The sequence below is a fragment of the Vibrio sagamiensis NBRC 104589 genome, assembly GCF_007990935.1.
GTDB lineage: Bacteria > Pseudomonadota > Gammaproteobacteria > Enterobacterales > Vibrionaceae > Vibrio > Vibrio sagamiensis.
The window spans coordinates 1-11,852 of the sequence record NZ_BJXJ01000011.1; the positions used below are offsets into that span (position 1 = coordinate 1).

The 11,852-nt window shown below is 38.2% G+C and carries 7 protein-coding genes; 3 read left to right on the forward strand and 4 right to left on the reverse strand.

Going from position 1 to position 11,852, the window contains the following annotated elements; all coding sequences use genetic code 11:
* Nucleotides 1–229: 229 nt before the first annotated feature.
* Entirely contained in the window at nt 230–1,279 is a 1,050-nt protein-coding gene (locus VSA01S_RS06895) for a TolB-like translocation protein (RefSeq protein ID WP_050567310.1), read from the reverse strand.
* A 1-nt stretch (nt 1,280) separates the two neighbouring features.
* Nucleotides 1,281–2,525, reverse strand: a complete 1,245-nt coding sequence (locus tag VSA01S_RS06900) for an MFS transporter (RefSeq protein WP_039980562.1) — start codon at nt 2,523–2,525, stop codon at nt 1,281–1,283.
* Nucleotides 2,526–3,220: 695 nt separating this feature from the next.
* Between VSA01S_RS06900 and VSA01S_RS06905 the strand changes: the two genes are divergently transcribed.
* The gene (locus VSA01S_RS06905; protein ID WP_039980561.1) at nt 3,221–3,940 is read left to right on the forward strand and encodes a metallophosphoesterase family protein; all 720 of its coding nucleotides are present in this window, start codon (nt 3,221–3,223) and stop codon (nt 3,938–3,940) included.
* A gap of 69 nt (nt 3,941–4,009) precedes the next feature.
* Nucleotides 4,010–4,225, forward strand: coding sequence for a TIGR02450 family Trp-rich protein (locus VSA01S_RS06910; RefSeq protein ID WP_039980560.1), 216 nt, complete (start codon nt 4,010–4,012; stop codon nt 4,223–4,225).
* Between the two features lie 145 nt (nt 4,226–4,370).
* On the opposite strand, the gene VSA01S_RS06915 is transcribed toward VSA01S_RS06910, so the two are convergent.
* On the reverse strand, nt 4,371–6,470 hold the full coding sequence (locus tag VSA01S_RS06915; RefSeq protein WP_083932228.1) for a leukocidin family pore-forming toxin: 2,100 nt from the start codon (nt 6,468–6,470) through the stop codon (nt 4,371–4,373).
* Between the two features lie 1,642 nt (nt 6,471–8,112).
* Between VSA01S_RS06915 and VSA01S_RS06920 the strand changes: the two genes are divergently transcribed.
* Nucleotides 8,113–10,842 (forward strand): hypothetical protein, encoded by a 2,730-nt coding sequence (locus VSA01S_RS06920; RefSeq protein WP_039980559.1) that lies wholly within the window; start codon nt 8,113–8,115, stop codon nt 10,840–10,842.
* 94 nt (nt 10,843–10,936) lie between these two features.
* Here VSA01S_RS06920 and VSA01S_RS06925 read toward each other — a convergent pair whose 3' ends face one another.
* A complete protein-coding gene (locus tag VSA01S_RS06925) occupies nt 10,937–11,761 on the reverse strand; it encodes a lipocalin family protein (protein WP_162139172.1) in 825 nt (274 codons plus the stop codon).
* Nucleotides 11,762–11,852 lie beyond the last annotated feature (91 nt).

Here is an 11,852-nt window from a genome sequence, read left to right on the forward strand (position 1 = left end):
GCCCAACCATTTTGGGTAATGAGGCTGTAAATGGATTATTTATTCATTAAGAAGAGTAAGAAGCATAAATAATGCCAGATCTGGGGCGGGCATTCATGGGGTCAATGGTGTGCTCTTATTGTGCTTTCAGGATATTTTGGGGATGAGCCAGTTCCATCACAAGCTAGTTGTTCTCTTTGTTAATTATCCAAATGCAGCTTAGTTAAGCGTCCAGTCTGGCTGGAACAGTTCAGTTTTGAGTATACAGTGCCGGAGAACGAGACCATTCAAGCAAGGTGGAGTGTGATTGCTTTCCTATTAAAGGGTACTGAATAATATCCCAGCGAGATAACTGTTTATCTTTGTCCCAGCTTTTGAGTTCGTAAGCGATAGTTTTGTTATCTAACCAAAAGATTTGATCATCGACACTGCGCTTTTCCTTAAGGGTGCGAACTTGATGGGATGAGAGATCCCAAACAGCAATATTCCAATGTGGCATCCCAAGAAGTCCAGTTTGAGAGGTACTTTGCTGTTTAAAGGCAATTTGTTTGCCATCAGGAGATACAGATGGGCACTCGGCCCCTTCGAAAATGATATCTAGATTTTTAGATGCCACATTACCTTTCAATATGTAGCGCTCAGTGTTACTACCTAAGCTGACCAAAAAATCTTCCCCATTGGGAAAAAAGCTCACTCCCCAGAAATTAAAGGTACGATCTTTTATCAGTTCATTATTTTTGTAGACATCGAAGCCCTCTAGATCATGATGATAAAAGCTTTTTAAGTCGACAATTTTTGTACTGGTGGAAAAGTTTCCGGATGATGTGTAGGAGTGGCCTTTCACAAAAGTGGTATAAGCAATAAACGAGCCCTGATTGTTGATCCTCATTCTATCTGGAATGCCAACGGCCCCGAATGTGTTAAGAATATCTCCAAATTGATTAAAAATTTTCAGTACGAGATAACTGTGTGTTGGTTCTTTGACGATTTGTAAACAGCCGCCAAGAGCACCATTAAATGCGACACGTTCACAATTCAAATTAGAGAGAGGTTTAAAGTTTTCTGATATAGAAGGTGTCTTTGGAAAGCTGAGCATCAGTTGTCCATGATTTTGACCCGGACGTTGGTCTATGGAGAGCAGGTTCGGTGGGTTATTTAGATTTTGGTGTAAAGGCTCTAAAGGACTATTACTTAATTGCAGAATGACGGCTTGTCGTTTCTGCACATGATAATAGAAGAATAGGGCAGATGATAAAACGGCAATGATCACGACTAAAAGTAAGATTTTATTTTTGCTCATATTAAATCCCTTTATCTGAAAAGTAATACTTTCCAATGGCGAAAAATAATGTGATGGCGCAGACAAGGCCAATTGATGCGCAAATCAACGATTGCTGTAAACCCATAAAATGCCATAAAGCACCAAACCCAATAGAGGAAAGTAATTTACCGATAACAACGATACTGGTACTTATCGCAAGTGCAGACGTGAGGTATTGTTTCGAGACAAGGAGAGTGACTAACGCACATAAAATGCCATCTGTTGCGGCAAAGTGGATACCAATGAGTGCAGCGATGAGGATTAAAGCATAGGACGGTAGAATGGAAAACATCAATAAGGCATAAACGATAGCGAGTATTGCAAAACCTAATAGATAAACAGGAAATAGCCCCCAACGTCTTGAGAGTCTGGCGATTGGAACAACAGTACAACAAAATGTTAAGGCAGAGACAGCAAACAGCAGTGGAAAAAAATACGAACCTAATTCTGATTCTTGCATCACGGCAAGAAAAAGAAGGGATTCACTGACAGAAAAGGTATTCAAGATTAAAACTAACGAGAGCAAAATAAGTAAAGGGCGTTGAAATACCCCTTTTTTAGTAAAGACCTGTGTTTTTTCTTCTTTAGACTGATCTCTGGGAACATAAATAATAAAAATAGCGAGACCGATAACAGACACCATCATACTGATAAAAAATACTGTGGCGTAGTTTTCAGGCAACCACAACAGGATGACAAACGCAAAAATCGGTCCAAGCATCGCGCCAGCATTGTCTAGGAGTCTGTGAATCGAGAAATGGAACGCGACGTCTTTTTCTTGCCCTTTCACCTTTGCTATCAAAGCATCTCTGGGTGAGGTTCGAATACCTTTGCCAAGCCGATCTATAGCCATGAAGCCGATGATAGGGTAGATGTGTGAATTAAAAAAAGCTAACCCACATTTGCTGATGAATGATAAGCCATAGCCCGTGCCAGCAATACGTTTATACCATCCTGTTTTATCGCACACGTAGCCAGAAAGAATGCGGAATATGACAGAGAGTGAACCATAAAGACCATCATACACGCCAATCAATAAAATCGACACGCCAACCGAGGCAGAAAGGTAGATAGGTAAGGTGACCACTAACATTTCAGAAGATATATCGGTAAAAAAGCTACAAAAACCCAGTGCCCAGATGGTTTTGGGGATAGAAGCGACGACATGGCGATTCACGAAATAACCGCCAAAAGCTTTCCTTAGCTCACTGAAAGATAGGTACATATCGTTCCTTGATCATTTTTATTACTATTGATAATAGAATAAAATGCTAAGGTTGTTGAGTTACAAGCCGTTATTGTCCAGGAACTATTGAGATTCCCTACCTGAACAGTAGCGGCTTAATTCATCTTAGAATGAGTGCCTGACTGAGCTAACCCCCGCTCTAAACGAAGCAACGTTAAGCGGTGCCCGCAAAGAATACATTCAAACGGGTCAACCTTCACAAATGCCTTCAGCATGGTGGCGTAACCTGACATGAAAGAGTTGTTTGATGGGATTATTCGAACTCATGGCCTATAGGGTAAACGAGTCATGAAAGCGACTTAGTAAATTGAGTCTCTTTGTTTTCGGCTGTAGGGCACTGAGCGACAACGTCGCCGATTTGGTGCCTTGAGGATAATAGGAAAGTTATGTTATTTACAATGCTTATCCCAAGTTGTCTGACAAAAAGAGTTTGATTAAGCCATGAAAAAGTCACTGAATTATACTCAATAGTTTCCACCTTGCTGCCTTTTTCAAGTCACTTAAACTGTCGCCCTCCAGCGTTTTATTAAACATTAATGGCCAGTATTTTTGGTTAAATTGGGTGAGTTTTTATATGTTTCAAAGGTGAGTGTTCTTACTCAGCCTTATCTTGAGGTCATTTCGGTATATAATCATCTGCTTCCTTGGTTTGTTAAAATAAAGGACCATAAATCATGACATTTAAAGCCTATCTAATCAGTGATTGCCATTATGATATTAACAATCAATATTCACTGACCTCCTTGAAAAAAACCATCAAAGAGATACAAGTCAGAGATGACTTTGATGCTATTTTTATTGCCGGTGATATTTGTAATAGCCCTAAACATGAACATTATGTTGCTTTTGAGCAGGAGTTTAACGGGGTATCCAGTAAACCAATTTATGCGATTGCGGGCAATCATGATGACTTAGAGCAGATGAAACGTTCGTTTTCTCATATTAGCACAGACAACAAGGTTGAAACTGCAGAAAACGTTGACTTTATCTTGATGGACTCTAGTAAAAAGCCATATGAAACCATGCCATTAGGAGCAGGGCGGGTATCGCAAAGGGACATAAAAGCGCTTAGCCAGATCTCGAAGACAAGTATTATATTGGTACATCATCCCATATTTGCGGTGGGTAATGATACTTTTCAGACTCTTGGGATAGAAAACCGCTCACAATTGGTAGATGAAGTATTAAATAATGAACATATTCGATATATCTTGTGCGGCCATGGACACTACTTTATCCAGATAAATAGGGGGCATGTTACTCAATATATGTCACCTTCAAGCTGCTATGGCTTTGATCACTCGATGGATAAGCTTGAAAAAACGTCACTCAAAGGCTTTCTTTCGATAGAAATACAAAATGATGAACTCACTGTGGAGAAAATTGATTTGTAGTTATTGATTGAACTTAAGTCATTTATAGAACGTAAAATATTTAATTATATTTTAAACCGCTAAGTGACTATGAATCGAATTAACCCAGCTAAATTACACCATAGCAAGTGGACGGCAATTACCCCCACTAATAAAGAGAGACACTTTTTAGTTTCCGCTGTAGAGTTTGATGAAGATGGAGCAGTGATGTCATGCTTACTTGAAGCAGTGTTGACCAGAAAGGAGTATGCCATTGACTGGACAGAGCTGAAGAACAGTGATAAATGGCATCAAGGTTGGAATTAACCATTCAGTATTAATAGACTCGTGGATTTTTAAATGCAAGCTTTTCTATCTTGCTCATAGACACATTTACACTCATTCCATCAGTCTTACTAAATAAAAAAGCGGCTTACTACGCCGCTTATTATTTGCTTAAAGAACAAAAGCTCTAAAATGAAAGATTACGACTTGCTATGACATCGTATGATTGTGTGCCAGGACCACCAGTAACAAGCTGAACCTCCAACAAATTACTAGAAAAGTTATTTCTATCAACTGCAAGTGTCACATATCCATTCTTGCGAGAAGTACCATTGTCATAATAAGAATGGCCATTGTAGGTTTCGGCTATATATTGATGATCTTGGTTTCTGATGATAATACGATTCTTTGAATCATACAGTGCTTCTGGCATAGTCAAGTTAATGGTATTACCATTTTGAGTGGCAGAAATTTCATAGAATTCTTCTGGAGCGTTAGGGTTGTTATGAAAAACATCTGTATAGATAGTCAGTGTGCGTAAACTTACCTCGTTATTTTCATCACCGTTAAGTGTTAGTTCACCAGTATGTTTGTTATGACCTAAGTATAAATTAGTATAGAATTGATTCTGCAATTTATCAGTCTCGTCTACCCATTCCCATCTTTGACTTAGGTTTTGATTACATGCTTGTAAAGCAGATAAATCAGTTCCATCTAAACATAAGCGAGTATTCATAGCACTAACGTATCGACCATCACTATCATATATAAATGACTGAGATGTTTTAGTTTTGTCACACTCTTTTGTTGAGATACTATTATCTTCACTTGCTTGGACACAAAGGCTATTAAATGAACCAAGCTGTAAGTTTACAGGTCGACCACCAGTAAATACTGGATGTTCCCAATCTACAGTAAACTCAACCTTTTTACTTGCACGGTGATTCCCATCAGGGTAATCCCAGCCGTGATAACTTGTCCAATACCCAAAAACAATATAATGAGTGTAAGCACCGTGATAAATAGGTCTAATATTAACAGAAGAGTCTATTGTGTATGATGTAGACCCTGTTTCATCAGCATCAGCCTCAAAAATGACATCCATGTTAGGTACAAAGCTGGTGTAACTCAGTGGCCTGACTCTTGAAAGATCGGCTGGAAATACATCAACCCAATCAGCATCAGTGCTCCTATTTAATAATGACTCAGCTGTTGCATATTGCTCACGTTGCCAAGTAAAGCTAACATTTTGGAAACCTTGTGAGTTACGAGTAACAGCATAATCTTGTGTATTAAAACTCAACCAATTTGTCTGAGTGTAACTTCCATTGGCTTCAAGCTTTCCTTTCGGCCCTGCTTTGTCTGCTTCAGCACTACCACTAACACCTAGTGTAAAAGACTCTGTTTCTTTATTTTCATAGTTAGTGTTTATATTTTCCGGAAAGCTTTTAAGCACTCTGGTCTTATCATTATCAGCACTAATTACAAATTTGTAATCTTGGGCTATTGCACTGGTTGACCAGTTTTTAAAATAACCGTCTAGAATATGGTCTCGTTCATAAGATTTATAACTGAGTGAATCATTAAGGTGGATGGCTGCACCTGATGTTTCTTCATCTAGGCTAATACGCACAATTTTTGCGTCTGGTGTTGCAGAACCAGTCACACCGAATTGAAGTGAACGCTCAAGCACTACACGATAAGTGAGAGAAATATGAGGGTTATTACAGAAATTGCGGGTCCCATGATTCCAAAGGTTTGAATTTCTAAATGTACATTCTTCCTGGGTAATTTGCCTATGAGCTCTAAGATAGAAAGACACATGTGGTAGCGTTTCATCATTGCTGGCTCTTTCAGAGTCTTGTGTTGCTGATGGCTCTAATTCACTGATATTAATGTCATCTTCATCCTCTAATGGAATGAAAAGTAACTCTCCTTTGTGCTCACTAATAATTAAAAGATCACTGTTAAAAGAGATACCTATTTCACTTCTTAAAAAACTTTTAGCATCAGCAAGCTGAGCACTATCTTCAATAGAGCTGAAATCCAAGAGATAACGTTTATTATTTTGTATAACATCTTTTTTAACTTCACGTAGAGAAGGTATGTTAGCGTCATCATCAGCCTGAACCCAATCCATGGCATTAACATAAATTACTTGGCTATTATCTTGGACTTGGCTCAATATTTCAACGGCCACTCCTTGTGCATCATCTACATTAGCAAATGATGGATTTATTAGTGTGCTTGATAATATAGCAGCACATAAAATACTTCTTTTATTCATTAGACTACCTTATGTATTAACAAAGTATTAATAACTGATGATTGTGTTAAATATATTAATATAAGGTTTTTTATTTTGACATGTTGATATTAAAAATATCATTGATCACTTCTCATTATAAAATAAAAAATAATTTAGGTATTTTTTAGATTGGTTGATTATTTTTAGTTGACTAACTGAATCGCTCAGCAGATTTATAGTGGAGAGTAATAATTTACAGTCGATTATTTCCGGTCGCAGTAAGAGGTCATACAAGCTCAATACCAGTTTAGATAGGGAAAAATTCGAGGTTTGGATATAATAATTGATAATTAATAAAAAAATCATATAGATTTTTTCACTGAGGCCTAATTTAAATAGCCAGCTATAACATGATGGAGCACAGATTGAATATACGCTGTTAGTAAAGTCACAGAGGAACGCCTGCTACTGCTTAATAGTATGAAACAAATATCTTTTGACTATCATATTTATTTTATGAATTCCGAAGGGGTAATTAATCATGTTAAATGAAACTAATTTTATCAATATCGATTACTCTATCTGCCAATTTAATTTTTTCATCTCGATGAGCTACGATAATTCTTGTAATCCCCTTTTTTATTGAACTATTAATGTTTTTTCAGGAATAGCATCAAGATGACAAATGGATTCATCAAAAAATATAACATCAGGTTGCTTGTATAATTTTCTAACCCTGCCGCCGCCACTGGCGTGTTTTAACATGTCGTCAGCAAGTTCTTTACCTACTTTACCTTCTGTGATTATTGCATTTTTATTATTTAGTTGTTTTTCTGAATTTTTTTTGTTAATTTTTGGTAAAGCCTTACTAAAAATTTATAATGATTTGGGTACCTGTTTAGCGTGATTTTTTAATTAATTAACATGTTATTTGGCTATTGGAAAGATATTTTTGTTATTTAAATGCGATTATTAAATGCTGAAGTTTAATGAATGATTAATTTCATTAAATGTTAAAAATAAAGAGGTCGGATTTTGGACTTCAATTATCTGATTCAATGCAATTTTTATTCCACTCAATGGTAATCGAAAAACGATTTTATCTTATTGTTAATACCAAAGGAATTTAAATATGAAGTCGAAAAAATTATTTATACTTTAAAAGTTTTTAAGGGTATAGGCCCTAGTTATTGCTGGTTATGAAGTAGAAGTTTATCCATAGAACACAGTTGGTATGTGCTATGGAATAAAGAAGCAAATTTGTCAGGTGATTTCTGTGACTTAAGCTCTGCCATCATACGAGAGTGTAAGTTTGCTGATTTTTTTGGAGATTTCGATGGATTCTATTGAATAAAAAAATTGCTTGATTAAGGAAAGTTTATGAGAGGGCTTTTGAATACTTTTCAGATGACTAGTTGGTTAGACGCCTCACAGTACATGAATTTTCCAAGTTAGCGGCCTAACCCATCATTATATTTTATGAAAACCAAAGAAAAAATACGAAATATTGAGCGATTTAACATTTATAACGTTTAGTTTGTATTTCTAAGGTGCATCAGTATTCATCCTGTGATTATATAAATTGCATGTTATTTCACAGTACTTGACTAATCATATGACATGAAACGTTTTAGTTTAGCTCAACGGTGTTTTGTCAACTGAGCATAAGGGATATATAACAATGATAACAAAGGAAACCAATCGCCCAAGTGGAACGGAAAATGTGCCTCTTTCTGCTCTGGCCTTGCAGGACAATGAATACAAGGCAATGGGAAAAAATATCAAAATGGTCACTCAACGGGAAGGCTCCTATCTTACTGACGAAAGTCCGATACGCCTTCTACAAAAAGCAAACTCATTTTTGCACGGTACTTTTTTGCGTGACACTTTAGTTAATAAACCCATTCGCTTCATCGATGCTGACGGCGTCCAGAGTTCTGTTAATGCATCACGAATTATTCAGCTTAATAGTGCGAATAGAGATAATCAAAGTGTTCCTGAACGTCGAATCATTGCTGGCGATCTGAAGGCCATCCAACTTGCTCTTTTGGCTTCCATGCAGAGGTCTCCTGAGCGTTATCACAACGCAATCCAATTGTTGCATGTAGAGCTTCAGTCCGCCTTAGATAAATATCAGGGGCAAAATGGACACTTATCCTATCAAGATACAAAGCTGACTCATATTGTGTTCAAAAAATTAGCCAAACAACTGCCTAAAGGGGAGCTGAAGGAGTTATGCCATATTCTTGCTCAGCATACTAAATGTGATTGGATGCAAATGAAGCATGAAAAGTTACAAGCTAAGCAGTTATCGGAATATCTGGAACTGGGCAAACCAGGAGCTGGAAAAGCAACTGCCTATCATACTGGTATCAATGTCGGTGCAAGTTTATTGGCGGTGCCTGGCACGGAAACGAAAGTCGGCCCTTTTGCTGAGCTCTCTTTGGGCGTTGCCACAGAAAACAGATTTAACGTTGATGATGAAGGGTTGGTGTTTGAGGAGAAAAGCCATTCACTGAGTGCTGGGGTTGCGGGTGGATTACAAGCTAAATTGGCAAATGAAATTGGAATGAGTGCACAAGCTAATGCAATAGGTAAAAGCAGTCTGACTTATTTTAAAGAGTGGAATAATTCTAAAGATTATATTGCGCAAAATGGCCCATATACTAGGAGAACCAAAGGTCTACAAAAACAAAAGCAATGGGTTGCGAACAGTCAACACCGTCTTAATGAGCTTTTGAATCGTGTCTTAAAGATGAAGGCGAATGTTCATGCTCCTGCACCAGAGAGAACTAAACCTCTCACCGGTTTCTATAAGACGACGACGGGAGAAGTAAGTGCATCCATTAATGCTGGGACTGCATTTAAAGTTGGTGAGCTTGATGTGAAATTTGGTGGTGGTTTAGGTGCAAGTCGATCGAAGAGTACAACCGATATTTATGAATTTGTGCCAAGTTACCTTGCGGATGTGGTGCTCAAAAATAGCGCGAAGCTTAATGAGCTACCAGCTAACTTTACTCAGCATGCGCGACAAATCATAGATAGTTCCCTTGAGTTCAAAGATAAACCCAAAACTGCGATTGGAGGGCTGAGCCTACTAAAAGCCGATCTTAATGTGTATTATGAGGTGGTGCAAAAGTACGATTATTATAAATCTTACAAACATGCGGACAAAACAGAGTTGAAAGCGTTAAGGGCCCAAAAGCACGCGATTGAAAATCGTTGGGGTGCAATTGGTCGGCATCAGTTCTTACAGTTTGCATCCGCGTCTCATGCTCTCTTTGCAAGTACGATCATGCCGAATAAACAATTAGCCTCAGCAATCGATCCCAAAAGAGAGCAAGCATTGGTTAACTTAATCGGCCAAACGGGAGTTCTGGCCCAGAATCCTACTATCGATTATTCCAAGTCTCGTTTAGATAGGATTGCTACTTTTAAACAGGAAGTGTATTTGCAAGTTGCAGATACCAACTCTAGCTTTGACATTACCGCTGGTCCATTTAAAGGTCAGTTAACGGTGGTTGAGCGTCAACGCTTGCACCCTAGCCGAGTCCGTGAAGGTCGTTATATCGATGTTATCTTAACCGGAACAATAGCTAGTTCAGTACAGGGGTTAGTCAAAGGGTTAACAATTAAAGAGGCGATTGCTGAGCATGGGATTGAATTGCCTGGTGAGTTGGATATTATCCCAGATATCGGAGCGGGCGCGTCCTTATCCCATACGACTCGTTTCTTTAAACCAGAATATAGTCAAGCTAATGACTATACTGGAGAAAAAGGGTGGCGCAAGCAGTTCTCACGTAACACAAAGACGGTTGCAGCTGATATCAATCTGGGTGGCTCAGGTACGGTAGCAGCAGGTGCACACGTTGGAGTTCGAGGTGGTATGAATCACAAAGTAACTAAGGTGATGAATGAGAAAATTGCGAGCGATGATCTTACTTTTACTATGGTGCGCTTTAACCGTTTTTACCGTGATGCGAAACTAAATACTGACAATACAGCCTGGAAAGCATTCTTCAAAGATAATGAAGCGGAGTACAGGAAGATGTTTTTGCTTCTTGGCTCAAAATCGCATCCAATGAAAGAAGAAGTGACGTATTTCTTTAATGAGTTGATAAAGCTAGCTCCTCTAGATCAAAAAGGTGCTCTGCGTAATCAATACGTGCACTTTTTTGAAGCCATGGCTGATTTTAGAGCTGATGAAGAGAATCTTGATAAGTTCCACAATGCGCAAGCCAGTTTAGAATACTATTTAGAGCAACAAACCGTCCCTTGGTGGGAAGCCCATACGAGTCGCTGGAAAGACCTAGAATTTAAACCAGAGGCAAACTCAGGGTTGGACTGGAACTCCAAATTATGGAAAAAGTTGGGTTTGCATACTAGAGCTAATTCATTCCCAAATAACTAGCTCTGGCTATTCTTTACTTTAAGTATTTGCAATGCAAACACCCCAAGTAAGGGGTGTTTTTATATTACTTGGGTATATCTGGTTTAGTATGGTATTAATTTTGCTCTTGTATAACGATAGAACTGCGCTTAATACCGTTCTGTTCAGCAAGATCTAGGTAATAATCAATGCGCTCTTGAGATAATGTAGGTGTTCTTGAAAGTAGCCAGAAGTAATCAGTTGTTGAGCCACTCACTAGAGCAACAGAGTAATCTGATTCGAGGTGAAAAATACGGTAGTCACCATAAAAAGGCCAAAAGAAAGCAACGCGTAGATAACCGACATTTGGCTCATCTGCTAAATAAGCGGTGCCTTTTGCTTCTTGCCATTGACCCGTTTTGATATTCCAACCCTTGTTTGTAACTTCAACTGTCCCATCTTCTTTTAATACGTAAGATGCAGTTCCTTTGCTTAAGCCTCGTTCAAAAGTATTTTCGATTCTGGCTATTTCGAACCAAGACCCAAGATACTGATTCACATCAAAAGAAGTGATGGGTTCAACAACATTGTATGAAGAGTATTCAGTATATTCACGACCAGCGTTATAAAGGCCCGTATTTGAATTATGGTGAATTTCTAGACTCCAGAAAGCTAATCGACTGGCACTATCACCCTCGGTTCGAGAATATAAGCATTGGACTTTACTATGTAAGTTAATTTCTAAATTAGTCTCTGGGCGTTGTTCTTCTTCAATAGTTTTAAATTGGCACTGTTGTTTTTTGTAGCCCTCTTGCGCCATTTTTTCTGGAACTTGGTTAACTAGCTCATATTCACTCTGAACTTGCTCTGGAGTGCTATATGGAATATTTAAAGAGTTATTTGCGTGAACAGCTAGTGTGCTGCCACTCAATAATAGACCAAACATTACGCGGTGTTTCATACTTGTTTCCTTCTTAATATACAACACTCAGACCATCGAGGCCGCTGGTGAATGATTTAATAAGCTAACTTAGTTAAGTTCATGTAATCAA

Bases quoted from the DNA above. Each gene is read 5' to 3' on its own strand.
- VSA01S_RS06895 (WP_050567310.1), bottom strand. From the start codon at position 1,279: ATGAGCAAAAATAAAATCTTACTTTTAGTCGTGATCATTGCCGTTTTA.
- VSA01S_RS06900 (WP_039980562.1), bottom strand. From the start codon at position 2,525: ATGTACCTATCTTTCAGTGAGCTAAGGAAAGCTTTTGGCGGTTATTTC.
- VSA01S_RS06905 (WP_039980561.1), top strand. From the start codon at position 3,221: ATGACATTTAAAGCCTATCTAATCAGTGATTGCCATTATGATATTAAC.
- VSA01S_RS06910 (WP_039980560.1), top strand. From the start codon at position 4,010: ATGAATCGAATTAACCCAGCTAAATTACACCATAGCAAGTGGACGGCA.
- VSA01S_RS06915 (WP_083932228.1), bottom strand. From the start codon at position 6,470: ATGAATAAAAGAAGTATTTTATGTGCTGCTATATTATCAAGCACACTA.
- VSA01S_RS06920 (WP_039980559.1), top strand. From the start codon at position 8,113: ATGATAACAAAGGAAACCAATCGCCCAAGTGGAACGGAAAATGTGCCT.
- VSA01S_RS06925 (WP_162139172.1), bottom strand. From the start codon at position 11,761: ATGAAACACCGCGTAATGTTTGGTCTATTATTGAGTGGCAGCACACTA.